General features: G+C 71.9%; 18 protein-coding genes. 12 read left to right on the plus strand and 6 right to left on the minus strand.

What is annotated here, in order from left to right:
- Window positions 1-11 precede the first annotated feature (11 nt).
- The gene (locus AB0J80_RS28360; protein ID WP_364710762.1) at window positions 12-1,463 is read left to right on the plus strand and encodes an aromatic acid exporter family protein; all 1,452 of its coding nucleotides are present in this window, start codon (window positions 12-14) and stop codon (window positions 1,461-1,463) included.
- Between the two features lie 54 nt (window positions 1,464-1,517).
- Here AB0J80_RS28360 and AB0J80_RS28365 read toward each other — a convergent pair whose 3' ends face one another.
- Complete coding sequence (locus tag AB0J80_RS28365; protein ID WP_364710764.1) at window positions 1,518-2,108, minus strand: hypothetical protein; 591 nt, start codon at window positions 2,106-2,108, stop codon at window positions 1,518-1,520.
- 185 nt (window positions 2,109-2,293) lie between these two features.
- Between AB0J80_RS28365 and AB0J80_RS28370 the strand changes: the two genes are divergently transcribed.
- Together AB0J80_RS28370 and AB0J80_RS28375 are read left to right on the plus strand one after the other, a co-directional pair.
- On the plus strand, window positions 2,294-3,661 hold the full coding sequence (locus AB0J80_RS28370) for a M14 family zinc carboxypeptidase (RefSeq protein WP_364710767.1): 1,368 nt from the start codon (window positions 2,294-2,296) through the stop codon (window positions 3,659-3,661).
- Between the two features lie 104 nt (window positions 3,662-3,765).
- Complete coding sequence (locus AB0J80_RS28375) at window positions 3,766-8,643, plus strand: diguanylate cyclase (protein ID WP_364710770.1); 4,878 nt, start codon at window positions 3,766-3,768, stop codon at window positions 8,641-8,643.
- 1 nt (window position 8,644) lies between these two features.
- On the opposite strand, the gene AB0J80_RS28380 is transcribed toward AB0J80_RS28375, so the two are convergent.
- From AB0J80_RS28380 to AB0J80_RS28390, 3 genes are read right to left on the minus strand one after another with little or no spacing between them, the layout of a single operon-like run.
- Complete coding sequence (locus tag AB0J80_RS28380) at window positions 8,645-9,478, minus strand: PIG-L family deacetylase (protein ID WP_364710772.1); 834 nt, start codon at window positions 9,476-9,478, stop codon at window positions 8,645-8,647.
- A gap of 9 nt (window positions 9,479-9,487) precedes the next feature.
- Window positions 9,488-11,482: an ATP-binding protein gene (locus tag AB0J80_RS28385; RefSeq protein ID WP_364710775.1), complete on the minus strand. Its 1,995-nt coding sequence runs from the start codon at window positions 11,480-11,482 to the stop codon at window positions 9,488-9,490.
- Between the two features lie 54 nt (window positions 11,483-11,536).
- The gene (locus AB0J80_RS28390; protein WP_364710777.1) at window positions 11,537-12,961 is read right to left on the minus strand and encodes a M36 family metallopeptidase; all 1,425 of its coding nucleotides are present in this window, start codon (window positions 12,959-12,961) and stop codon (window positions 11,537-11,539) included.
- A 509-nt stretch (window positions 12,962-13,470) separates the two neighbouring features.
- Here AB0J80_RS28390 and AB0J80_RS28395 point away from each other — a divergent pair.
- The 3 genes from AB0J80_RS28395 to AB0J80_RS28405 all read left to right on the plus strand — a co-directional run bounded on the left by AB0J80_RS28395 (window position 13,471) and on the right by AB0J80_RS28405 (window position 15,199).
- The gene (locus AB0J80_RS28395; protein ID WP_364710779.1) at window positions 13,471-13,866 is read left to right on the plus strand and encodes a VOC family protein; all 396 of its coding nucleotides are present in this window, start codon (window positions 13,471-13,473) and stop codon (window positions 13,864-13,866) included.
- Between the two features lie 95 nt (window positions 13,867-13,961).
- Window positions 13,962-14,588 carry an ATP-dependent Clp protease proteolytic subunit gene (locus AB0J80_RS28400; RefSeq protein ID WP_364710781.1) on the plus strand — a complete coding sequence of 209 codons (627 nt, stop codon included), beginning with the start codon at window positions 13,962-13,964 and terminating at the stop codon, window positions 14,586-14,588.
- On the plus strand, window positions 14,585-15,199 hold the full coding sequence (locus AB0J80_RS28405) for an ATP-dependent Clp protease proteolytic subunit (RefSeq protein WP_364710782.1): 615 nt from the start codon (window positions 14,585-14,587) through the stop codon (window positions 15,197-15,199). Before AB0J80_RS28400 ends, AB0J80_RS28405 begins: the two co-directional genes overlap by 4 nt.
- On the opposite strand, the gene AB0J80_RS28410 is transcribed toward AB0J80_RS28405, so the two are convergent.
- On the minus strand, window positions 15,200-15,550 hold the full coding sequence (locus AB0J80_RS28410; RefSeq protein WP_364710785.1) for a helix-turn-helix transcriptional regulator: 351 nt from the start codon (window positions 15,548-15,550) through the stop codon (window positions 15,200-15,202).
- Between the two features lie 219 nt (window positions 15,551-15,769).
- Between AB0J80_RS28410 and AB0J80_RS28415 the strand changes: the two genes are divergently transcribed.
- Window positions 15,770-18,448, plus strand: a complete 2,679-nt coding sequence (locus tag AB0J80_RS28415) for a hypothetical protein (RefSeq protein ID WP_364710788.1) — start codon at window positions 15,770-15,772, stop codon at window positions 18,446-18,448.
- 49 nt (window positions 18,449-18,497) lie between these two features.
- Window positions 18,498-19,160: a glycoside hydrolase family 75 protein gene (locus AB0J80_RS28420; RefSeq protein ID WP_364710791.1), complete on the plus strand. Its 663-nt coding sequence runs from the start codon at window positions 18,498-18,500 to the stop codon at window positions 19,158-19,160.
- A gap of 4 nt (window positions 19,161-19,164) precedes the next feature.
- On the opposite strand, the gene AB0J80_RS28425 is transcribed toward AB0J80_RS28420, so the two are convergent.
- Window positions 19,165-20,370: an ROK family transcriptional regulator gene (locus AB0J80_RS28425; RefSeq protein WP_364710793.1), complete on the minus strand. Its 1,206-nt coding sequence runs from the start codon at window positions 20,368-20,370 to the stop codon at window positions 19,165-19,167.
- 118 nt (window positions 20,371-20,488) lie between these two features.
- On the opposite strand from AB0J80_RS28425, the gene AB0J80_RS28430 reads away from it, so the two are divergent.
- The 4 genes from AB0J80_RS28430 to AB0J80_RS28445 are packed head-to-tail and all read left to right on the plus strand — an operon-like array spanning window position 20,489 to window position 24,370.
- On the plus strand, window positions 20,489-21,568 hold the full coding sequence (locus AB0J80_RS28430; RefSeq protein WP_364710795.1) for a sugar ABC transporter substrate-binding protein: 1,080 nt from the start codon (window positions 20,489-20,491) through the stop codon (window positions 21,566-21,568).
- The gene (locus tag AB0J80_RS28435) at window positions 21,568-22,302 is read left to right on the plus strand and encodes an ATP-binding cassette domain-containing protein (RefSeq protein WP_364710798.1); all 735 of its coding nucleotides are present in this window, start codon (window positions 21,568-21,570) and stop codon (window positions 22,300-22,302) included. Before AB0J80_RS28430 ends, AB0J80_RS28435 begins: the two co-directional genes overlap by 1 nt.
- Window positions 22,299-23,477, plus strand: a complete 1,179-nt coding sequence (locus AB0J80_RS28440; RefSeq protein WP_364710801.1) for a sugar ABC transporter permease — start codon at window positions 22,299-22,301, stop codon at window positions 23,475-23,477. Before AB0J80_RS28435 ends, AB0J80_RS28440 begins: the two co-directional genes overlap by 4 nt.
- On the plus strand, window positions 23,477-24,370 hold the full coding sequence (locus tag AB0J80_RS28445; RefSeq protein WP_364710804.1) for an ROK family protein: 894 nt from the start codon (window positions 23,477-23,479) through the stop codon (window positions 24,368-24,370). Before AB0J80_RS28440 ends, AB0J80_RS28445 begins: the two co-directional genes overlap by 1 nt.
- The last annotated feature ends 19 nt before the right edge of the window (window positions 24,371-24,389 follow it).

The following is a 24,389-nucleotide window of genomic DNA, read 5'->3' on the forward strand; positions in this document are numbered from 1 at the left end:
GAGGAGGAGCGATGCGGCTGCCCGCGTACCTGCGCCCGGTGACCGCCACGGTCGCCCGATGGGGCCGGATCCCCGGCCTGCGGACCGCCAAGGTGGTCCTCGCCGCGGTGCTGTCCTATCTGATCGCCGAGGGTCTGCACACCGCCGACGCGCCGATACTCGCACCGCTGACCGCGATCCTGGTGGTCCAGCTCACCGTCTACGAGACCGTCGCCCAGGGTTTTCAGCGCATCCTCAGCGTGCTGGCCGGCGTCCTGATCGCGATGGCCCTGGCGATCTTCGTGGGCCTGTCCTGGTGGAGCCTCGGCGCGGTGGTCGCGGTGTCGCTCGTCCTCGGTCAGCTCCTGCGCCTGGGACCGCACACCCTGGAGGTGCCGATCAGCGCGATGCTGATCCTCGCCGTCGGGGGAGCGGCCGCTCCCGGGGCCGCCGCCGGCCGGGTCTACGAGACGCTGATCGGCGCCGCGACCGGCGTGGCCGTGAACTTCGCCATCGTCCCGCCGGTGCACGTGCAGACCGCCGGTGAGGCGATCGGTGGTGTGATCTCGCGGCAGGCGGAGTTCCTCCGCGGGCTTGCCACCGATCTGAGGGGGGAATGGTCGCGGACGGCCGCCGAACGCTGGCTGGCCGCGGCCCGCACCCTGGCCGCGCAGGTTCCGGCGGCCGACCGGTCGCTGGCCCGGGCCGAGCAGAGCGCGGTGCTGAACCCGCGCGGCGCCGAGGTGCGTGCCGCGCAGCCGCGCCTGCGCACGGCACTCACCGGGGTGGAGTACTGCTCCATCGTGCTGCGCACGCTGTGCCGGGAGATCTTCGACCGGACCTTCTACCTGCCTCCGGAGAAGGCCGAGCAGGCGTACGCGCCGGACGTGCGTCTCGCCCTCGCCGCCGTGCTGGACAGTGGCGCCGACGCGTTGTGCGCCGTGGCCGAGGTCGCCGGCGGCATCGGACCGGTGGACGACGCTCGGGCCCGGGTGGGTGAGCACCTCGTCGAGCTGCACCGCCGGCGGGAGGCGCTGGGGCGGCTGCTGCTGGTCGATCCGCACACCGACGCCGCAGCGTGGCAACAGCACGGTGCCCTGCTCGCCGCCGTCGACCGGTTGCGCGTCGAGATCGAGTCCTCCGTACGTCCTGCTTCCGCCCAGTGGCGACCACCGCCCATCGGTGAGGGAACCCGCCAGGCGGTGCGGCGCGTGATCGACGTCGCCGCCGACGAGACGCTGCCCCGGATGGCCCAGCGGCAGCGGCAGGTCGCCCGCCGGGTCATGGACGTCGCCGCCGAGGCGGCGGCGGAGGCCGCGGCGAACCTGGCCGCCCCCGACCCTCGTGCGCCCGGCCGCAAGCCCGCCGACGCCAAGGCCCGGGAGGCCGCCGCGGCCGCCGCGGCCGCCGCCGCGACGGCGGCGGAGATGCTCGCTGAGGACTCGGTGACCACCGCCGGGGAGGCGGAGCAGAAGACCGACTGAACGAAAGGCCCGTCGGGGCCGTGCACGCGGGTCCGCGTGCACGGCCGAGCTCGGTCAGGCCCGGACGAACCAGTCCTGGGACTCGTAGTCGGGGCGGGCGGGGTCGGTGAAGTCGGTCCGGACGGCGATCCACAGCTGACCCGGCCGATACTGCGACATCGCGGCCCACACGTAGCGCTTGGCGAATCCCTGGTCGTAGGTGGCCGGGATCTGGCCGTTGGACAGTCTGAACCGGCCCGCCGACCAGCCCCAGTCGCAGGGGGTGGGCGAGCATGCGCCGAACAGATGCATCGACCAGCCGGCGTCATAGGTGATCGTGCAGATGTCGCCGGTACACGTCGTCACCGGCTGGCAGTCCCGCAGCTGGGCCCGGACGATGCTGCGGGTGGCAGGGTCGGCGTTGACCCAGTCGCCGTACTCGACGCCGTGGCCGCTGCAGAGCCGGCTGGTCGGCGTACCCGTTACGGCGCCGCCGGCGGACGGGAGTCCCAGCTTGGGGGTGCCGGGGGCGGGTGGCCGTTCCTGCATGGGTGCGACGACGTCGCCGGACGCGGCGAACGCGGCGGTGGGTGGGACGATCAACGCCGAGAGCAGGGCGACGGCCGCGACGGCGAGGCCGAGCAGTCCTTTGCCGGATGAACGCATGGAAGATGACCTCCTCGGGACAATGGATGCGTCAGCAGAAGAGAGGGTGATGATCTCCGGGGCGATACGGGACGGTCGTGCCAGATCCGCGATCGGGATCTGTTGACCACGGCGGCCATATCGATCAGGGTGGATACCCAACGTCCGGTGCACGGTGCTGCCGGGCCCGCATGATCGAGGTACGGATGACCAGGTTCCCGCTCTCGCGCCGGTCGCGGCTCCGCAGCTTGCTCGCCGTCGCGGCGGCCGTCCTGCTACCCCTGCTCGGCGCCGGGCCGGCGATGCCCGGCAGTGCCGCCGCAGCCGCCCCGGGCCCGGCCGAACCGGCCTACTACGACGTCACGTCGCCGTCGACCACCGCTGCCGGCCTCGCCGCCGACCTCACCCGGCGCGGTTACGACGTGCTGGAGGGGCCGCTGAGTCACGGCGTACCGGTGCTGGCGACCGCCGCGGACGCCCAGCGTCTGCGGCACCGGGGCCTGACCGTCCGCTACGCCGGCCCGCTCCACCAGCCGGTGGCGGCCTCGTTCCGGGCGGCGGCCGGTACGTACTACGGCGGCTACCACACCAGCGCCGGGCACGAGGCGCACAACCAGCAGGTCGCCACGGCCCATCCCGACCTCGTCGTCCTGCGCACCATCGGTCAGTCGTGGCTGAAGACCCAGAACAGGGGCGGCCACGACCTCCAGGCCCTGTGCATCACCAAGATCAGGACGGGGGACTGCGCGACCGGCAGCAGCGGCGGGAAGCCGAAGTTCACCCTGATGGCCCAGATGCACGCCCGTGAGCTGGCGACCGGCGAGCTGGCGTACATGTGGATCGACTACCTGGTGAACAACTACGGCAGCAACGCCGACGTGACGCGCCTGATGGACACCACCGAGCTGTGGGTCATCCCGATCGCCAACCCGGACGGCGTCGACATCGTCTCGTCGAACTCGACCCGGCCCGTCTCCCAGCGCAAGAACGCCCACGACAACGGATGCTCCGGCACCGGCCGGGGCGTCGACCTCAACCGCAACTCGAGCTACCACTGGGACGTCAACCAGGGCACCAAGTGCAGCGAGACCTACCCGGGCACGAGCGCGGCCAGCGAGCCGGAGACGCAGGGCATCCAGAACTTCCTCGCGGGCATCTACCGCGACACCAAGCCCGCCGCCGACTTCTCGCCCGCGACCACCGACACCACCGGCACGTTCCTCACCCTGCACAGCTTCGCCGAGCTCGACATCTATCCGTACGGCTGGACCAACTCGCTCGCGCCGAACAACGACGACCTCCGGACGATCGCCACGGCCATGAGCCGGTCCAACCACTACGACGTCGTACACGGTGACGGCGGCCTGAACTACTTCGCGCCCGGGGCGACCGACGACTGGATCTACGGCACGCGCGGCGTCCCCGGCTACACCATCGAGGTGGGTCCCGACAGCTCCGGATGCAGCGGCTTCTTCCCGCGCTACTCCTGCATGTCGTCCTTCTGGAGCCTCAACCTGCCGGCCTTCATCACCTTGGCGAACGCGGCGGCCCGTCCCTACCCGACCGGTCACTGAGACGCAGCGTCCCGGCGTCATCGGTCGCAGGCCGATCGACGCCGGAATTCTGCGACCTTCCGAGACCCGCTCCGTGACCACCGAAAACCTGGTGTGCTGGTACGGTGCTGAATCCCCGCCTCGGCGACGTGATCTACGAGACCGAGCGCAGCCGGGTCCGCCGGGTGCCGCTGCCGGACGGCGCCGGCGCGGTCGTGTGCAAGGAGCCGCTCGGGGCCGCCCGGGACGACCGCGTCCGCAACGAGATCGAGATGCTGCGCCGGCTGTCGGACGTCGACGGGGTACCGGCGCTGTTCGGCGAGACATATCCCGGAATCGTCGCCATGGTCGACGCCGGCGGCGTACCGCTGTCCGCGAAGGTGGCCGCCGGGCCGCTGGAGACCACCGCCTTGCTGTCCCTGGCGCACGCCCTGGCCGGGGTCATCGCCGCGGTGCACCAGCGGGGTGTCATCCACAAGGACATCAGCCCGGCCAACGTCCTGCTGCTCGGCGCGCAGGAGCGGCCTGTGCTGCTCGACTTCGAATGGGCGACCACGGCGGCCGGCGACCGCCTGAGCTTCGTGCACCACGACCGCATCGCGGGCACCCTCGCGTACCTGGCGCCGGAACAGACCGGGCGCACCGGCCTGGCCGTGGACCACCGGGCGGACCTGTACGCCCTCGGCGCGGTGCTCTACCACGCCGCCGCGGGACGGCCGCCCTTCGTCCAGGACGACCATCTGGCCTACCTGCACGACCTGCTGGTGTGCAGGCCCACGCCGCTGGTCGAGCGGAACCCGGCCGTACCCCTCGCCTTCTCGCAGATCATCGACCGCCTGCTGGAGAAGGACCCGGACCGCCGCTACCAGAGCGCCGAAGGGCTGGTGCGGGACCTCGGCCGCGTGCTGGCCGCCCCGGACGCCGTGTTCCCGCTCGGCGAGTGGGACTTCCCGCTCCGGCTGTCCGCGCCGACCCGCCTGGTGGGGCGGGACGCTGAGGTCGGCGTCCTGCGTACGGCCTTCGACGGCGCGCAGACCGGGGACGTCCGGACCGTCGTGATCGCCGGCGCACCGGGTGTCGGCAAGTCCGCGCTGGTCAACGAGCTGCGGACCGTGGTGGCGACCCACGGCGGATGGTACGTGGCCGGCAAGTGCGAACAGTTCCGCTCCGACGCCGGCAGCGGTGGGCTGGTGCAGGCGCTGAGCGGGATCGGGCGGCTGCTGCTGGCCGAACCGCAGCAGGTGCTGAGCGAGACCCGCGAACGACTGCTGCATCAGCTGGGGCCCAACACGGCCCTCGTCGCCGCGGCGCTGCCCGAGTTCGAACCGCTGCTCGGCGGCGGTGCCGCGACCCCGGAGGAGGACCCGGTCACCGCCGCGACGCGGCTGCGTCAGGCGCTGCTGGGCCTGCTGCGGGCGGTCGTGTCCCCGGAACGCCCGGTCGTCCTCGTCGTGGACGACCTGCAGTGGGCCGACTCCACCACGCTCGCGGTGCTCGACACCCTGGCGACCGACTCGGGCCTGCGGGGGCTGCTGCTGGTCGGTGCGTACCGTACGCAGGAGGTGCCGCCGACCCACCCGCTGGCGGCGGCGCTGGAACGCTGGGAGCGCCTGGGCGCCATGCCGCCGGTGGTGCAGCTGGAGAACCTACCGCCGTCCGACCAGAGCCGGCTGCTGGCCGACATGCTGCGCCTGCCGGACGCGGGCGCCGCCGAGCTGGCCGCGGCGATCGCGGGGTGGACCGGTGGCAACCCGTACGACACCGTGGAGCTGGTCAACAGCCTGCGCCGCAGCGGTGCACTCCGGCTCGGCGAGGGCGGATGGCGGTGGGACCCCGACGCCCTCGCCGGCCAGCTCGGCCGCGGTGACGTGGTCGACCTGCTCACCGCCCGGCTGACCGAGCTGCCGGCCGAGGCGCGGGAGCTCGTGCGGACGCTCGCCTGCCTGGGCGGCGAGACGCGCCTCGGCTCGCTCGCCGTGGCCTCGGGCCTGCCGTTTGCGGCGGTCCGGGAACGGCTCGCCGCGCCGCTCGAGGACGGCCTGCTGGTGGTCGAGTCCGACGGCAGCCTGCAGGACGAGCCCGAGCAGCACACGTTGCGTTTCCCGCACGACCGCGTCTACCAGGCCGCCTACACGACCATCCCGCCGCAGGACCGGACCGGCCTGCATCTGAGGATCGCGCGCCGGCTGGCCGCCGAGCCCGGGTACGAGACCGAGGCGGCCGAGCACTACGTGGACGGCCTGGAGGCGGTGGAGGACGCCGAGGAGCTGCGCCGCGTGGCCGTACTGCTGGAACGCGCCGGCCAGGCGGCGCGGCGGGTCAGCAGCCACCAGCTGGCGCGCCGGTATCTGGACACCGCCGTGCAGGTCTGGGCGCAGTTGGGAGTGCCGGCCGACGACCCGGTCCTGACCGAGCTGGACCGTCAGCGGCACGCCGTGCTGTACAGCCTGAGCCTCCTCGACGAGGCGGATGCGGCCTTCGAGTCGCTGCAGCGGCGCTGCGCCGACCCGGTGACGCTCGCCGTCGCGGGCACCGTCCAGATGAGCAGCCTGAGCCAGCGCGCCCACCACCGAGCCGCAGTGGACCTCGGCCTCCGCCTCGCCCGCGACCTCGGATACCCGCGTCCGGAGACGCCTCCCGGCCCGGACGACTTCGTGGGCCTGCTGGCCTGGGTCGCCGAGCTTGACCTGGCCGCGGACCTCGAGCGGCCGGAGGTCACCGACCGGGCGGTGCTCGCGGTCCAGCGGCTGTTCGACCGCCTGCTTCCCAACGCCTTCTTCGTCGGTGATCCGGCGCTCCTGGTGTGGATCGTCCTGGAGAGCCAGCGGATGTGGCAGGAGTTCGGCCCCGCGCCCCGCCTGGCATCGAACTTCGGCTGCGTGGGGCTCGCCGTGGTCCCGGCGCTGGGCGACTACTGGGTCGGTTACGAAGCGGCCCGGCACGCCATGGCCGTCGGGGAGACCCGGGGCTGGGAGCCGGAGACGTCGGTGCTCCGGCACCGGTACGCCCTGCTCCTGCTGCCCTGGATGGAGCCGCTGCAGAACGCGGTCGTGCAGTGCCAGATGGCCCGCGAAGGTCTCCTGCAGGGCGGTGACCTGCAGATGGCCTGCCACACCTACGAGACGCTGCTGCCCGCCCGGCTGGAGACCGGCGAGTCGCTGAGCACGTACGCCGCCGACGTCGAGGCCGCCCACACGTTCGCGACGCGGACCGGCAGCCACCATTCGCTCGCCCTCGTCGACACGTTCCGCCGGCTCGAGCGCTCGCTGCGCAGCGACTCGACGGCCTTCGACGATCGGCCGGACGGGGACGGCATCGCCGGGGCCCACTTCCACGCGTACCGGGCGCTCAAGGCCGTCCTGTTCGATGAGCAGGCGGCGTTGCTGCACCACAGTCGGCAGGCGATGACGCTGCGCCGGTTTCTCGCCGGCTACCCGGGCATGCTCGCCCAGCTGTTCCGGGCTTTGGCGCTGGCGGCGCAGCTGCGCGGCGATCCCGGCGCCGACGCGGCACAGGTGCGGGCCGAGCTGGACGAGTGCCGGGACTGGCTGGCCGGGCGTGCCGCCGATCAACCCGAGAACTTCGGCCACCTGCTGCTGCTCGTCGACGCCGAACGCGCGTGGAGCGACGGGGCGGCTCAGACGGCGCTGGCCCGGTACGACGCGGCCGCCCGGGAGGCGCAAGCGCGGCAACGGCCGTGGCACCGCGCCCTGATCGCCGAGCGGACCGCGCATTTCTGCTTCGCCCAGGACCTGTCGCAGGCGGCCCGGCGCGCCCTGTTGGAGGCGCGTCGCGAGTACGACGCCTGGGGTGCCGGCGCCAAGGTGGCAGCACTCGATGCCGCGTACCCGTTCCTGCGGACCGTCGATCGGCTGCGCGCCGGCGACGCGGCGCGGCAGTCGACGCACAGCACCGTGGTGTCCGGCGAGGCGCTCGACATGCTCGCCATCCTGCGGGCGTCCCAGGCGCTCAGCTCCGAGACGAACCTGCGCCGGCTGCGGGCGGCCATCGTCGACCAGCTGACCGCGCTGACCGGCGCCACCGACATCGTGGTGGTGGTCAAGGAGGACGGCACCGGCCGGTGGCTGGTGCCCGGAGCCGGGCGCGACGACGCCCCGATGCCGGTCGAGGAGGCCGCGCAGGCCGGGCAGCTGCCCGCGACGGCATTCCGGTACGCCGAGCGCACCCGCCAGCCCCTGCTGGTGGAGGACGCCGTGCGGGACAACCGGTTCGCCCGTGACGCGTATGTGGCGGCCCTGGACCGCTGCTCGCTGCTCGTGGTGCCGGTGCAGCACCAGGGCGCCATCCGGGCCATGCTCGTGCTGAGCAACCGGCTGAGCAGTGGCGCGTTCACCGCCGACCGCCTCGACACGATCATGCTGATCGTCGGCCAGCTCGCCGTCTCCCTGCGCAACGCCCTGCTGTACGACTCGCTGGAGGCCCGCGTCGCCGACCGGACCAGGGAGCTGGCGGCGGCGAACCGGCAGCTCGAGACGCTGAGCAACACGGACGCGCTGACCGGCCTGGCGAACCGCCGCCGGTTCACCAGGGCGCTGGCGGCCGCCTGGGACGACGCGGGCCGGCGGGGCACGTCGCTGGGCCTGGTCATGATCGACGTGGACCACTTCAAGCTGTTCAACGACCGGTACGGCCACCCCGAGGGGGACCAGTGCCTGCGCATGGTCGCCGCCGCCCTGGGCGGGTGCGTACGCGGCAGCGACCTGCTGTGCCGCTACGGCGGGGAGGAGTTCGTGGTCATCCTGCCCACCGTGGACGAGATGACCGCCTGGCGCATCGGCGAGCGCTTCCGTGACGCGGTGAGCGCGGTCCGGCACCCGCACGAGGCCGCCCCGGCCGGACACGTGACGGTGAGCGTGGGGGTGTCGACGATCGTGCCCAGCTTGGCGGCCACCCCCGGCGACCTGGTCGCACGGGCCGACGCCGCGCTCTACGAGGCCAAGCAGCGCGGGCGCAACCAGGCGTGCTTCCTGCCGAGGGCGTGAGTCAGCGCAGCCCGGCGAACAGGTCGTCCTCGGGCAGCGGCGCCCCGGTCCTGTCGTGCACCCGGACGAAGGTCTCGATGCCCATCAGCTCGGTGAACCGCTCCCTGCCGAGGCGGAGGAACATGGTGTTCTCCGCCTGGCTGGCGTGCGCGGCCAGCGCGTCGAACTTCTGCCCGCCGTACGCCCGGGTGTCCACCCAGGTGCTGATCTCGTCGTCGGGCAGGCCGATCTCCGGCGGGGCGGCACCCTCGCCGACCTCGGCCTCCTCCCAGCCGACGCCGAGCTCGCGCAGCACCTTGCCGAACTCGGCCATGCCCGAGTGCGGTGCGGTCGTCCAGTACACCTTGGCCGGGATGTCCGTCCGGGCGACGGCCTCCATGGTGACGCGGTGCGCTTGGATGTGGTCCGGGTGGCCGTAGAAGCCGTTCTCGTCGTACGTGACGATCACGTCCGGCTCGTAGCGCCGGATCAGCTCGGCCAGCCGTTCCGCGGCTTCGGGGACAGGCGTCCGCCAGAAGCTGTCCGGCGCGTCGTTGGTCGGCCAGCCCATCATCCCGGAGTCGGCGTAGTCGAGCATCTCCAGGTGGGTGACCTTCAGCGTGGCGCAGGCGGCCTCGAGCTCCGCGCGGCGCAGGGCGGTCACCGCCAGCGGGTCGTGTCCGGGGTCGCCGGGCTTGACGCCGCCAGGCCCGTCACCGCACCGACCGTCGGTACAGGTGACGAGCACGGTGGTGATCCCCTCGTCCGCGTAGCGGGCGAGGACGCCACCGGTGCTCGAGGCCTCGTCGTCGGGGTGCGCGTGTACCGCCATCAACGTCAGGGAGCGATCAGCCATGATCCCACCCTACGAGGGCACGCCGGTCGGTAGCCGTACGGTGAAGGTGGTGGTCGTCTCACCGGGTTCCCTGACGGTGATGGTGCCGCTGTGCTGTTCGACGATGGCGCGGGCCACCGTGAGGCCGAGCCCGGCGCCGGGTATGCCGCCGTGGCGAACGGTGTCCGAGCGGAAGAACGGGTCGAAGAGCTGGTCGCGTTCCTCGGCGGGGATCGGGTTGCCCGTGTTGGAGACGGCGAGGGTGACGGCCCGGGGGGCGGTGTGCACGCTGACGCCGACGGTGCTGCCGGGGATGGCCCAGGTGAGCGCGTTGGCCAGGAGCTCGTCGACGACCTGGCGCAGTCGTCCGGGATCACCGTGCAGGGGCGCGGCGGGCGGCGCGTCCACCTCGATGGCGGTCTCTCCCGGTGCGGTGGCACGGGCGGCTTCCACGCTCGCGCGCACGACGGTCGTGAGGTCCATGAGCTGGGGATGGAGGTCGAGGTGTCCGGAGCGGAGCCCGGCCACGTCGAGCAGCTTTCGCACGATGGTGTGCAGGGTGGCGGTGTTGCGCTGGATGACCTGCAGCATGACGCGGTGCTCGCCTGACGCGCCGGGTTCCTCGAGCATCATCTCCGCCGTGGACTGGATGCTCGTCAGGGGCGTGCGCAGCTCGTGACCGACCAGGGAGATGTACTCGTCGCGGGTGCGGTCGAGCTCGGCGGCGAGCCGCTCGGCGCGCCCGCGTTCCAGGAATCCGCCGATCTGCGCCCCGATGCCGGTCATGATCAGGGTGCGGGCGTCGTCCGGGACCTCGGTGATGTCGCTGTAGCACGCCACGACTCCGAGGACGGCCGAACCGCTGGGGACGGGGACGGCGAGGGCGGCCTGTGCCCATACCGGCTCGGCGGTCTGCCAGGCCCGGCCGGGGAGTTCTTGGCCGCACAGCAACGGGTCGGTCAGCGGGCGAGGCAGGCGGTGGCCCGGCTCATCCCACCGGCTGCTGCGGCGGAGCACCTCGGCCACGTCGTCGACGCTCCAGAACTCCACCGCTGACCAGCCGATCTTCGCGCCGATGACCCCCATCACCTCGGCGAGGACCTCCTCGGGCCGGCCGGATCGGGACGTCAGCCGGGAGATCTCCAGCTCGCACTCCTTGTAGAGTGCGGCGCGGCGGAGCAATGTCACTTCGTGCAGCGCTACCACCGCCGCCAGTCCGGGCCGGTCCGGGACCGGCCGGCCGTTCGCGCTGAAGATCCGCTGTGGTGCGGTGGGAGGCCGGACCACGACTTCGACGTCGCGGACGCGCTCGCCTCGCAGGACACGCGAGAGGGGCACGTCCTCGCCCTGCATGCGCCGCCCGTCGGGGTGGAACATGTACCGGTGCCGGGGCCACTCCTGGACCGGCACTCCGTCGAGCAGGTCGCCGAGCAGCCGGCGCGCGGCCTCGTTGTGCAGAGCCGGCCGGCCGTCGGTGTCGCAGCCGACCACGGCGGTGTCCAGGCTGTCGAGCAGCGCGTGCAGCACCTCGTTGCGTTCCTGCAGCTCTCGCCGCGCGAACACCTCGGCGGCCATCTGCTCGGTGCGGGTACGCAGCTCGCTGAGCTCCTCCAGCCCTCGCGGGTCGTCCCGGTGTGCTCGCATGAAGGGGGTGACGTCCTCGACGCGGTGCACGATCCACCGCAGCTCACCATCCGATGCGAACACCGGTGCGTTGGCCGGGGCCCAGTAGCGGGTTTCGTAGCCACCGCCGGGCCGCGGAATGTCGTACTTCTGAATGGCCATGACGTCGGTGACCCGTTCGCGCAGCACCCGCCGCAACGACGCGCCCAGCATCTCGACCCCGCTCGCCGCGGGATCGTGGGGATTGTCGGGGAACGCCTCGAAGACCAGCCGGCCCATCAGATCATCGCGACGGCGCATCGTGGACGCCAGGTAGGCATCGTTGGCGTCCACGATGAGCAGGTCGGGGTTCAGGACGAGCAGCGGCGTGGGTACGGCCCGGAACAGCGAACGGTATTCCACGCTGCCGCTCTCGCATCCTGACATTAGGTCATAGTACGCAAAACCGGCAGAAGGTCAGAGGATGCCGCGGTCCTGGAAGGCCTTGCGGGTCTGAGCAGCCGCACGGACCCCGTAGAGGACGCGGGCGGTGGCGACGGTCGCCTCGGCCGCCTGCGGCATGGTCACGTCCGGGGTGAACCGGAACTGCGCTTCGAGGACGATCCGATTCGCCTTCGTGCGGCCGAGCGCCCGGTTGACGTCCCAGAGGGCGTGGGACCAGATCTCACCGTCGGCGTGCACCTCACCCTCCAGGTCGCCCGGGTAGAGCTTCGCTGTGTCGGTACGCCGCAGGCAGTGCGGTTCGTCCTCGGTGTACGCGGTCGCGTCCCAGTCCATGACGCACGCCAGCGGAGTGACGGCGGTGTCGGGGCTGGTCGCCTGGGACATCGTCACGGCCCAGTAGTCGCCGAAGCCCTCGCCGATCGCGCCGGCCTCCTCCGTGCTCCCGAAGCCCGGCACCTGGTCGTCCTGGATCGCATGGCCGTACTCGTGCCAGATCACCTCGTTGTCCTCGGCGTCGTCGACGCCGCCCGTGCCGAGGGTGATCGCGTCCACCGAGGGGTCGTAGTACGAGTTGTCCTCGGTGAAGCCGGTCGTGAGGTAGTCCTGCGGTTCGTTGTTGACGTCGACGAACCCGAGCCGGTGGATGTAGTCCTCGGCCCTGGTCATGCTGTAGTAGGTCATCACCTGCTCGAAGCCGGGATCCGACCGTTCGTAGACGTAGCGGCGCCGGGCCGAGGTGACGGCGGGTTCGCTGAGGTTGTTCGCGTACGCGCCCTGCAGCGTGTCCTTGCCCGGGTCGAGGTGGCGCAGGACCACCCGCCGGTAGGCCGCTTTCAGCTCGGGGTAGGCGGTGTCGTCCTGGTCGGTGAGCGACTCGTCCTGCAGGGCGACGACCGGGTTCGGGTCGAAGACCTGACCGGTGCCGTTGGCCTCGCGGACCGTGTTCTCCTCCCGCAGCACGGCACCGCTGCCCGCGTCGACGAGCGACCGGACGGTGCCGCGCGCCGTCGGGGTGAGGGTCTGCCAGGCCAGCTTGGCGGTCGCCCCCGGGACGATGACGAGCTGCGACCGGGCGGGCTGCCTGCCGAGCCGGCCGGCCACCGCGGACCGGGCCCGCTGCTCGGTGAGGCCCGCGGCGGTGCCGGCCAGCCCCGTGATCTTCTTGCGGCCGTCCGCGGTGCTCACGGCGCCGTCGGTGGTCTTGTGGACGGCGTAGTAGCCGCCGAAGACCGGGATGCCCCGGTAGGTCTGCTGGTACCAGGTGTGGGTGCCGAGCAGGCTCTGGCGGGTCTGGATCTGCCGCAGGTCGCCGGGTACGGCGGCCGGTGCGGCGGCGGCAGGTGCCGACAGGGCCGTCGCGAGGCTGGTGACCAGGACGGATGCGAGCACGAGTGGTGTCTTCTTCAATGCTTCCCCCACGGTTGCACGTAGATCCATCGATGCTAATCACCTTCGATCACCATCGATAGCCCTCCGGTGCTAGGGGGTGGACGGCCCCCAGGGGTCCGAGGAAGGCGGCGGGGGAGCGGGCGGGCTGCCCGGCGGCGCGTGATAGCCGGGCGGCGGCTGATAGCCCGGCGGCGGCTGGTGGCCGGGCGGCGGCGGGTAATAGCCGGTTGGCGGGTAATAGCCGGGCGGCGGGGGATACGGCGCCTGTTTCGCATTCCGGCGCGCGGCTCGGCCACGGGCCGTCGCCAACAGGACGGCTGCCACGATGCCACCGATGACCAGGAGGCAGCAGAAGAGCCTGCCCACCAAGTAGCCGGCGCTGTACGCCGCATCGCCGCTGGACTCCGCCACCATGACGGCGCTCGCCCCATCCACCCTGACGCCTCCCCGTGCTTCGCTCGTAAGGTGAAAGACCCTACAGCCTGCAGCTTTTCGGGTGACGCCGGTCGGCAGCCGTCGGGCGTAGCGTGAGGTGGTCTCCGAGGCAGGAGGAAACCATGCTGAACTTCAGCGCAGTGGAAGCCAACATTCCGGCAGCCGACCTCGAGCGCGCCCGCAGCTACTACTCCGAGAAGCTCGGTCTGACTCCCGTCGCCGAATACGGCGAGCAGGCGTTGCGCTACCGAACCGATGGCGGGACCTTCTTCAATCTCTACCGGACCGACTTCGCGGGCCAGGCCGGCCACACGATCGCCCAGTGGCACGTCGACGACGTCGACGCGGAGGTGCGGGACCTGGTCGCCCGGGGCGTCGTCTTCGAGGTCTACGAGGACATGCCGGGCGTCGAGTGGAACGGCCAGGTCGCCACCATGCCGGGAATGGGTAAGGCCGCGTGGTTCAAGGACAGCGAGGGCAACATCATGTGCGTCGACGACGGCGGGCCCAAGGGCTGACTCTCATCTGCTGACAGCAGATCGGCTTGGCCGGTGGCCCGCCCTGGCTCGATGGTGGGAGCTCAGCACATCCGGCCGAGCCCGAGGAGTGAGCCATGCACCTTTCCACCGCAGCGACCCCGTGGAGCGCGGGGTCCATCGACGACCAGGTCGCCGCCCGGCTGCTGCACCAGCGCATCATCGTGCTCGGCGCCGAGGTCGACGACCAGATCGCCAACCGGATCTGCGGTCAGCTGTTGCTGTTGTCCGCCGAGGACCCGAAAGGCGTCATCAGCCTCTACATCAACTCGCCGGGCGGGTCCGTCACCGCCGGGCTGGCGATCTACGACACCATGCGCCTGATCCCCAACGACGTGAGCACCCTGGCTCTCGGGCTGGCCGGCAGCATGGGGCAGTTCCTGCTCACCGCCGGAGCGCCGGGCAAGCGGTTCGCGCTGCCCCACGCGCAGGTCCTGATGCACCAGGGCTCGGCCGGCTTCGGCGGCACGGCGGCCGACGTCGAGATCTACGCCAACCAGCTGGAGCGGCTCGGCCGGACGCTGCTGCGGCTGACGGCCGAGCACACCGGGCAGCCGGTCGAGGCGGTCGAGCGGGACAGCCGGCGCGATCGGTGGTTCACCGCCGAGGAGGCGCTCGCGTACGGCCTCATCGACCACATCCTCGACAGCGTGGAGGACGTGCGCCCGGCGATGGCCCGGCAGCTGATGGGACTGAGCGCATGAGCCAGTACACGATCCCGACCGTGGTGGAGAAGACGCCGAACGGGGAGCGCGCCTTCGACATTTACTCGCGGCTGCTGTCGGACCGGATCATCTTCCTCGGCACCGAGATCGACGACGGGGTCGCCAACGTGGTGATAGCCCAGCTGATCCACCTGGAGTCCTCCGGCGAGGACGAGATCGGGCTGTACATCAACTCCCCGGGCGGGTCCTTCAGCGCGCTGACGGCGATCTACGACACCATGCATTTCGTACGGTGTGACATCGCCACGATCTGCGTCGGGCAGGCGGCGTCCGCGGCGGCGGCCCTGCTCGCGGCCGGCACTCCGGGCAAGCGCTCGGTGCTGCGGCACGCGAAGGTGACCCTGCACCAGCCGTCCAGCCAGGCCCGCGGCGCGCTGCCGGACCTCGCCGTGGAGGCCAAGGAAGTGGCGAAGGTCCGCGCCGAGATGGACCGGATCCTCGCCGAGCACACCGGGCACCCGGTCGCCAAGATCCGGGCGGACACCGACCGGAGCATGACCCTGTCGGCGCCGGACGCGGTGGCCTACGGCCTGGCCGACCGGGTGATCACCCGGCGCGACGCCCGCGCCCACCGGCGGGACGCCGCTTGATCAGGCGGCCAGCAGGACGACGTCGCCGGGACGCGAGGCTCGTGGCGGCTGCGCGCGGCGCAGGCGGGCGCTGTCGAGCCGCAGCACGGGGGCCCGGTGGACCACGAGATCGCGCCCCACCTCGGCCACGACGTCGGCAAGGTCGAGGTGCAGCGCGTCGCAGACGGAGGCCAGGATCTCCGAGCTCGGCTCCTTGCGGCCGCGTTCGACCTCCGAGAGGTACTGGACGGAGACGCACGCCTCCCGGGCGACCTCGGCGAGCGTGCGCCGCTGCTCCTGCCGGCGGCGCCGCAGCACCTCTCCGACGACGGTGCGCAGCAGGGGCCGGGGTCGCCGGGTGGTGTCCGCCATGGGTTGACCGTAGTCAACCCGCACCGCCGGGGACAGCCGCGAACCGGCGATTCAGCCCGCAGCGTAGACGCCGACGGGCGGGACCGGGCGCCACGGGGGTGCCCGGCCCCTCGAATCGACAAGCTCCAATGCCTTGCGCGCCGGGCCCGGGGTGACTACGGTCTCCAGATAATTATCAGGCAAGTTGCCTAATAGTTCTCCTGCCCCCGGGAGGTCCTGGTGAAGCTGCGAAAAGGCGGCGTCTGCGCGCTCGTGCTCGCCGTCGCCCTGGCCGGCTGTGACTCCGGCACCGCGACGCGCGAGGTAACCCGGACCTCGCCGACCGGCACGGTGCTGGCCCTCCCGGAAACGGCCGGGGCGTCCGCCGTGATCCCCGGCTTCCTGATCCAGTCGTCGGCGAAGGTCGGCGACGAGGCGGCCGTCTCGCGACCCGGCTTCCCGACGGCCGGCTGGACTCCGGTCGCATCCCGGTCGACCGTGTTCGCCGGGCTGCTGGCCGCCGGCCGGTACCCGGACCCCTTCTACTCCACCACCATGAAGTCGGTGAACACGGCCGACTTCAAGGTGCCGTGGTGGTACCGGGCCGACCTGTCCGTCGGCGGGGAGACGGGGCTGCGCACCATCGTCGACCTCACCGGCGTCGTCTCCCAGGCCGACGTCTGGGTGGACGGCACGCGGGTCGCCACCAAGGACCAGGTCGCGGGGCAGTACACCCGGCACGAGCTCGACATCACCGGGCTCGTGCACGCGGGGCTGAACAGCATCGCCGTCAAGGTGTACCCGAATGACCCGAACCGGCAGCTGACATCCGGCTGGATCGACTGGACCCAGACGCCGCCCGACCGCAACATGGGGATCGTCCGCGACGTGGTGGTGCGGCGTACGGGTGCGGTCGCCGTGCACAGCGCGCACGTCGTCACCGGCCTGGCCGTACCGGCGCTCGACCACGCCGACCTGACGGCGAAGGTCGACGTGCGCAACCAGACGGCGGCCCCCGCGCAGGCGACGGTGCGGGCGACGCTCGCCGGCACGACGCTCAGCCGGTCGGTCAGCCTCGCCGCGCACGAGACCAAGACGGTCGCGCTCACACCTGTGGGCGTGGCGGACCCGTCCGTCTGGTGGCCGGCCGGCATGGGCGCGCAACCGCTGTACGCGCTGGACGTCTCGGTCGACGTCGCCGGTGCGGTCTCCGACCTCGCGAAGGAGAGCTTCGGCATCCGGGACGTCAAGGCGCCGCTCAACTCCGGCGGTGCGCGTGCCTACAGCATCAACGGCAGGCCGCTGCTGATCCGCGGTGCCGGCTGGTCGCCGGATCTCTTCCTGCGCTGGGACGCGCGGTACGTCGAGGACAAGGTCCGCTACGTTCGCGACCTCGGGCTGAACACCATCCGCCTGGAGGGACACGTCGAAGCCGACGAGTTCTTCACGCTCACCGACCGGCTCGGCATCCTCACGCTGCCCGGCTGGGAGTGCTGCGACAAGTGGGAGGGCGACGTCAACGGCGACGAGCCGGGCGAGCGATGGTCCGAGGCCGACTTCGCCGTCGCGCAGAAGTCGATGGCCGCCGAGGCCGAGCGCCTGCGCGACCATCCCAGCGTCATCTCCTTCCTCATCGGCAGCGACTTCCCGCCCTCGGCGAGGATCGAGAAGGGGTACGTCGACGCGCTGCGTACCGCCGACTGGCCGACGCCCGTGGTGGCCGCGGCTTCCGACGCCTCCTCGCCGATCACGGGATCCTCCGGATTGAAGATGACCGGGCCGTACGACTGGGTGCCGCCGGCCTACTGGTACGCGAAGCGGGAGGGCGGCGCGACCGGCTTCAACTCCGAGACCAGCGCGGGCCCGGACATCCCGACGCTCGACACCCTGCGCCGGATGATGTCGCCCGCCGAGCTGGACACGTTGTGGCGGAACTTCGACGCGCCGCAGTACCACCGGTCTCCGTCGCAGACCTTCGGCACCCTCGCGATCTTCGACAACGCCCTCGCCGGCCGGTACGGCGCACCCACGAGCCTCGAGGACTACGTGCGCAAAGCCCAGCTGGCCCAGTACGAAGCCGTCCGGGCGCAGTTCGAGGCGTACGGGCGGAACTTCCGCGATGCGAGCGACCCGTCGACCGGCCTCGTGTACTGGATGCTGAACAGCGGCTGGACCTCGCTGCACTGGCAGCTGTTCGACTACTACCTCGACCAGGGCGGCGCCTACTACGGCGCGAAGAAGGCCAACGAGCCGCTCCACGTGCAGTACTCCTACGACGACCGCAGCGTGGTCGTGGTCAACTCGCGGCACGGCTCGGCGACCGGACTGACCGTCGAGACGGCGCTGTACGCCATGGACGGCACCCAGAAATACCTTCGCAGCGTCCCGGGACTCACCGTTCCCGGTGACGGCGGCAGGACGGTGGCTCTGACCGTACCGTCGGTCGGCGGGCTGTCGGGCACCTACCTGGCCCGCCTGGTGCTCAAGGACGGATCCGGCCGCGAGATCGGCCGGAACGTGTACTGGCTGTCCACCAAGGACGACGTCATCGACTGGGCGAACAACGACTGGTACTACGTGCCGACGTCCAGCTACGCCGACCTCGGCGGGCTGTCCGGCATGCCGCGGGCCACCCTGAGCGCCACTACCACGTCGGCGGCCGGCACCGACGGCACGACCACGACCTCGGTGACGCTGCGGAACACCGGCGGGAGCGTGGCGCTGATGGTGGACGCCCACGTGCTCGGGGCGAACGGCGCCCCGGTGCTGCCCGTGCGCTGGAGCGACAACGACGTGAGCCTCTGGCCGGGGGAGAGCGCCACCCTCACCGCCACCTACCGCACCGCCGACCTCGCCGGCGCCGTCCCCTCCGTGCGTCTGTCCGGCTGGAACGTGGCCACGACCGTCGTCGGCCGCTGAACATAGCCAGCTCTTCATCCCCCCTCTGCTACTTCCCTTGGAGGAGCGCGTGCAACGAAGACTGAAGGCCGCGATCGTCTCACTGGGCCTGCTCTCCGCGGTGCTCACGGCAAGTCCGGCCCGGGCGGCGGCCGGTCCCAGCGCCGGCCAGCTGCTGGCGAAGGTGAGCAGCTGCACCGTCGTCTCGCACGGCAGGTACGCCACCGACGACGGCTGGTCGTCGACCGTCGACATCTGCAAGCAGGGATCGGCGTTCTTCTGGAAGGCCGACATGGACATCGACTGCGACGGCGTGCGGACCTCGAACTGCAACGAGGACACCGATCCGTGGTACCAGGACCAGACCTCGTTCCAGACGTCGAGGGGCACACCGTTCCAGGCCGACAGCACCCGCTACTTCGTGATCCCGCTGCCGAGCTCGCGGTTCGACTACTCCCGCAACGGCATCAGGCCGGGCAGTGTGGCGGCGGTCATCTACAACAACAAGGTCGTCTACGCGGTCTTCGCCGACGAGGGCCCGAGCAATATCATCGGCGAGGCGTCGTACGCGACCGCGCGGGCGCTGGGCATCAACCCGGATCCGGAGAACGGTGGCGTCGACTCCGGCGTCACATACATCCTGTTCCCCGGCAGCGTGCCGAGCCCGGTCGAGTCGAACAGCGCGATCGACAGCAAGGGGGCCGCGGCGGCGACCGCCTTCGTCAACAGCTGACGGTTCACCGGGAGCCCGGGGCCCCCGTGCGGTCGAGCACGAGGTCCCGGGCGCCGGTCAGGCCGACGGCGAGGGCGCCGAGCAGCACCGCGTCGGTGTCCAGGGTGGAGACCTCGATGCGCGGCGGGTGGAGCGCGACGAGGTGCCGGAGCCGGTCGACGACCGGCCGGGTCAGCAGGTCGCCGGCATGGCCGCCGACGCCTCCGCCGAGCACGACCAGCTCCGGGTCCAGCACGGCGGCGACACCGGCCAGGGCCCGGCTCACGTGGTCCACCTGCCGGTCCACCGCCTGCCGCGCGGCTGGGTCGCCCGCGCGGGCCGCTTCCAGCACGTCCTTCGCGGTGGCCGCGCCCGTCATGCCGAGCCGCTGCGCCGTCGCGACCACGCCCGCCGCCGAGGCGACCGACTCGAACATGCCGCGACGGCGGGACTCGGGCTGCTCCAGGAGCGGGTCCCCGTCCCCGATCGGCAGGTAGCCGATCTCGCCGGCCGCGCCACGGGAGCCCCGGTAGAGCTTGCCGTCGATCACGACGCCCATGCCCGTGCCGGTGCCGATCGAGAAGTAGACGAAGTGCCGGACGCCGCGGCCCAGCCCGTACGTGGCCTCGCCGACGGCCGCCAGGTCGACGTCGTTCTCGACCACGTACGCCGACCCCGTGACGTCGGCCAGCCGGGCCACGCTGTCGCGCTGCTCCCAGCCCGGCAGGTTGGGCGCCAGGTGCAGCGAGCCGGTCGCCTTGTCGTGGATGCCCGGCGTGCCGAAGACGGCCAGCGTGACGTCGCCGCGGGCGATGCCCGTCGCGCCGGTGACCTCCTCGGCGAGCCGCGTGAGCTGGGTGACGAGGTCGCCGGTGTGCGAGCCGCGGGAGGGCTCCTCGCGCCGGGCCACGATCTCGCCGACCAGGTCGGCCAGGGCCACCCGCACGAAGGCGCGCCCGATGTCGACGGCGAGCACGTGGCCGGCTTCCGGGCGGACCTCGTACAGCAGGGCGGAGCGACCGGCCGGCCCGGCGCGCAGCCCGACCTGACGCAGCAGGCCGGCGCTCTCCAGGTTGTTCAGCGCCACGGCGACGGTCGGCTTGGACAAGCCGGTGGCACGGGCCAGCTCGGGCCGGGAGACCTTGCCCAGCCGGAAGACCTCCGCGAACACGGCCCGCTCGTTCATGACCCGAAGGACGCTGGTCGTACTGGCCGTCGCACTGGTCTGCACGTCTCTCAGGCTGCCACACCCGTTCGGAAAGGTCATTAATCAATTTCGTAAAGGTCATTGCCAAACTCGGGCAGGTGACCGACGATGCTGGGCAGAACCCGCGAGGAAAGGGTGCGCCGTGAGAGCCAGAGCCTTCGTCGCAGTCGCCGCCACCGCCGCCGTCCTGGTCGGCGGCTGTGGCACCACCGACGCCGATGACCAGCCCAGCGAGAAAGAGTCGCCGACGATCGCGCTCTTCCTCCCCGAGTCCAAGACCACCCGCTACGAGGCGTTCGACCGCCCGCTGTTCGAGGCCAAGGTGAAGGCGCTCTGCGCGCAGTGCAAGCTGCTCTACTCCAACGCCGACCAGGACGCCGCCAAGCAGCAACAGCAGGTCGAGGCCGCCCTCACCCAGGGCGCCGACGTGCTCGTCCTCGACGCGGTCGACGCGGGTGCCGTCGCGCCCCTGGTCAACCAGGCCAAGCAGAAGAAGATCCCGGTGATCGCGTACGACCGGCTGATCTCCGGCATCTCCTACGAGTACTACGTCTCCTTCAACAACGTCCGCGTCGGCGAGATGCAGGGTCAGGCCCTGCTCGACGCGCTCACCAAGGCCGGCACCGCGGGCAAGGGCCAGATCGTGATGATCAACGGCTCGCCCACCGACCCCAGCTCGGCCGACTACAAGACGGGCGCGCACCACGTCCTGGACGGCAAGGTGCGCATCGGCCGGGAGTTCGACACCCCGGACTGGAGCCCCGACAAGGCTCAGCAGGAGATGGAACAGTCGATCACCGCGCTGGGCCGGGACGCCGTCGTCGGCGTGCTGTCCGCCAACGACGGCATGGCCGGCGGGGCGATCGCGGCGATGAAGCGGGCCGGCTACGCCACCCTCCCGCCGATCACCGGCCAGGACGCCGAACTGGCGGCGGTGCAACGCATCCTGACCGGCGAGCAGTACATGACGATCTACCTGGACATCCGGCGGGAGGCGGAGAAGGCGGGGGAGCTCGCGGTCGCGCTCGGCCGCGGCGAGAAGCCGGCCGCGCCGGCCACCGCCGACAACGGCACGGCGAAGATCCCCGCCTTCCTGCTGGACCCGATCCCGGTGACCGCCGACAAGATCAAGGACACGATCGTCAAGGACGGCTTCTACAAGGCCGCGGACATCTGTACGGCCCCCGTCGCGGCGGCCTGCGCCAAGGCGGGGATCCAGTAGTGCTCTCCGCCCAGGCCATCTCCAAGAGATACGGCGCGGTGCAGGCCCTCGACGGCGTGCACATCGACCTCGTACCCGGCGAGGTCGTCGCCCTCGTCGGCGACAACGGTGCGGGCAAGTCCACGCTGGTGAAGGTGCTCTCCGGCGTCGTCACCCCGGACGACGGCGAGATCACGCAGGACGGCCGGCCGGTCCGCATCACCACGCCGCACGAGGCGCAGCGGCTGGGCATCTCGACCGTCCACCAGGACCTCGCCCTCTGCGAGAACCTCGACGTCGTCGCCAACCTGTTCCTCGGCGGTGAGCGGCAGCGCTGGTCCGTCCTGCGCCACATCCGGATGGAACGGTCGGCCCGTGACCTGCTCGGGTCGCTCGACGTCCGGATCCGCGACATCCGGGTGCCGGTGGCGATGCTCTCCGGCGGTCAGCGCCAGTCGGTCGCCATCGCCCGCGCGCTCGTCGGGGAACCCCGCGTGGTCATCCTCGACGAGCCGACGGCCGCGCTCGGCGTCGAGCAGACCGCCCAGGTGCTCGGCCTCATCCGGCGGCTGCGCGACCGCGGGCTCGCCGTCCTGGTCATCTCCCACAATCTCGCTGACGTGCGTGCGGTCAGCGACCGGATCGTCGTGCTGCGGCTCGGACGCAACGCCGGCGACTTCCGTACGGCGGACTCGACGCCCGAGGCGGTCGTGGCCGCCATCACCGGAGGCGTCATCAAGGAGGGGATCCGATGACGGCGCTGACCATGCTCCTGCGCAGACCCCTGAGGCCGTTGCGGGGCTCCGGGCGTACCGATGTCGGGGTCTGGCCCGTGGTCGCCGGCCTCGTGCTGATCGCCGTGGTCTTCGGCTCCCTGAACGACCGCTTCCTGTCCGCCGAGAACCTGACCAACCTGGCCCTGCAGATGGCGGCGACCGGCACCATCTCGCTGGGCATCATCATGGTGGTCCTGCTCGGCGAGATCGACCTGTCGGCGGGCTCGGTGAGCGGGCTCGCCGCGGTGGTCATGACCATCCTATACGTCCACCACGGCTGGAACCCGGTCTTCGCGATCGCGGTGGCGCTCGCCGGAGCCGCCCTGATCGGCCTGCTGCACGGGTGGATGTTCACGAGACTGGGCATGCCGTCGTTCGTCGTGACCCTCGCCGGGCTCATCGGCTGGCAGGGCCTCATGCTGTACCTGCTCGGCAGCGGCGGGACGATCAACCTGCCGTTCGACGGGTTCGTGGCCGGCCTCAGCGACACCTGGCTGCCGGCGTGGGCGGCCTGGCTGATCGCGGCGCTCGTCGTCGCCGTCCGGGCGGCGGACGCCCTGCTCACCCGCCGGTTGCGGCGCGCCGCCGAGCTGCCGGTCGGTTCCGGTCTCGGCGTCGCCCTCCAGGTGGGCGGGCTGGCCGTGGCCCTGGCGGCGGTCGTGTCGGTGCTCTCGGCGGACCGCGGGGTCCCGCTGCTCCTGGTCATCTTCGCCACCCTGGTGGTCGCCCTCGACCTGGTGCTGCGGCACACCGTGTTCGGCCGGCACATGTACGCGGTGGGCGGCAACGCGGAAGCGGCCCGCCGCGCCGGCATCAACGTGCGCCGGATCCGGCTGATCGCCTTCGCGGCCGCGTCCACCCTGGCGGCGTGCGGTGGCATCCTGGCCGCCAGCCGTCTCGCCGCCGTCAACCAGAGCTCCGGAAGCAGCGACACGCTCCTCATGGCCATCGCGGCCGCGGTGATCGGCGGCGCGTCGCTCTTCGGCGGCCGGGGACGCCCCTACGCCGCCCTGCTCGGCATCCTGGTCATCCAGTCGATCACGAACGGGATGCTGCTGCTCAACGTGGACTCGTCCGTCCGCTACATGGTGACCGCCGCGGTTCTCGCGGTGGCCGTGGCCTTCGACTCGGTGGCTCGCCGGGGCCGGCCTTGATGACGGCGAGGCACATCCTGGCGATCGACTTCGGGGGAACCAAGATCGCGGTCGCCCGGGCGGCCGTCGGCGTGTCCGACGGCCGCCCGGACTCCACGCTGCGGCTGCGGACCCTCGGCGGTGCGGGCGCCCTCCAGGCCGTGCGGCGGACCTTCGACGCCGCTCGCGAGCTGCTGGCCGCCCCGGCGGCGGTCGGGGTGTCGACCTTCGGTGTGCTCCGCGGCGGCCGGGTGCGGCTCGCGCCCAACGTGCCGGGATGGGACGGCATGGCGCTTCCGGAGCTGTTGCGCGCGGAGTTCGGCGACGCTCCCGTCGCCATCGACAACGACGTCAACGCGGGGGCCGCCGCTGAGGTGCGGTGGGGTGCCCTCCGGGGCGTCGACGTGGGGCTCTACGTCAACCTGGGGACCGGCCTGGCGGCGGCGCTGGTGGCCGGCGGGCGTGTGCTGACCGGCGCCCACGGCGCGGCCGGGGAGATCGGCTACCTGCGCGACAGCGCCGGCGACGGGTACTTCGCCGACGGCCGGGCGCCGCTGGAGGAGGCGGTGTCCGGCAGCGCACTGGCCAGGCGCGGCTCCGCTCTGCTCGGCCGGCCGGTGACCGCCGCGGAGCTGTTCGCGCTGAGTGCCGAGCCGGGCGTCGCCGACCTGCTCGACGAGGTCGTGGACACCCTGGCTCGGACCATCGCCAACCTGTGCGTCACTCTCGACCCGGAGCGGGTGGTCCTCGGCGGCGGCATGATGGGCGCCGCCGCCTATGTCATGCCGCGGGTGGCGACGGCGCTTCGCCGCACCGTGCCGTTCCCGCCGGAGCTGTCCGCGGCCCGGTTCGTCGACGACGCCCCGCTCCTCGGCGCCGTGGCCCTCGCGATGGCGGCCGCCGGGGACGGATGAAGGGATGCGCGACCCGCTC

Source organism: Actinoplanes sp. NPDC049548 (assembly GCF_040676695.1).
In the GTDB taxonomy this organism is placed as follows: Bacteria; Actinomycetota; Actinomycetes; order Mycobacteriales; family Micromonosporaceae; genus Actinoplanes.

Bases quoted from the DNA above. Each gene is read 5' to 3' on its own strand.
- AB0J80_RS28360 (WP_364710762.1), top strand. From the start codon at position 12: ATGCGGCTGCCCGCGTACCTGCGCCCGGTGACCGCCACGGTCGCCCGA.
- AB0J80_RS28365 (WP_364710764.1), bottom strand. From the start codon at position 2,108: ATGCGTTCATCCGGCAAAGGACTGCTCGGCCTCGCCGTCGCGGCCGTC.
- AB0J80_RS28370 (WP_364710767.1), top strand. From the start codon at position 2,294: ATGACCAGGTTCCCGCTCTCGCGCCGGTCGCGGCTCCGCAGCTTGCTC.
- AB0J80_RS28380 (WP_364710772.1), bottom strand. From the start codon at position 9,478: ATGGCTGATCGCTCCCTGACGTTGATGGCGGTACACGCGCACCCCGAC.
- AB0J80_RS28390 (WP_364710777.1), bottom strand. From the start codon at position 12,961: ATGGATCTACGTGCAACCGTGGGGGAAGCATTGAAGAAGACACCACTC.
- AB0J80_RS28395 (WP_364710779.1), top strand. From the start codon at position 13,471: ATGCTGAACTTCAGCGCAGTGGAAGCCAACATTCCGGCAGCCGACCTC.
- AB0J80_RS28400 (WP_364710781.1), top strand. From the start codon at position 13,962: ATGCACCTTTCCACCGCAGCGACCCCGTGGAGCGCGGGGTCCATCGAC.
- AB0J80_RS28405 (WP_364710782.1), top strand. From the start codon at position 14,585: ATGAGCCAGTACACGATCCCGACCGTGGTGGAGAAGACGCCGAACGGG.
- AB0J80_RS28410 (WP_364710785.1), bottom strand. From the start codon at position 15,550: ATGGCGGACACCACCCGGCGACCCCGGCCCCTGCTGCGCACCGTCGTC.
- AB0J80_RS28440 (WP_364710801.1), top strand. From the start codon at position 22,299: ATGACGGCGCTGACCATGCTCCTGCGCAGACCCCTGAGGCCGTTGCGG.
- AB0J80_RS28445 (WP_364710804.1), top strand. From the start codon at position 23,477: ATGACGGCGAGGCACATCCTGGCGATCGACTTCGGGGGAACCAAGATC.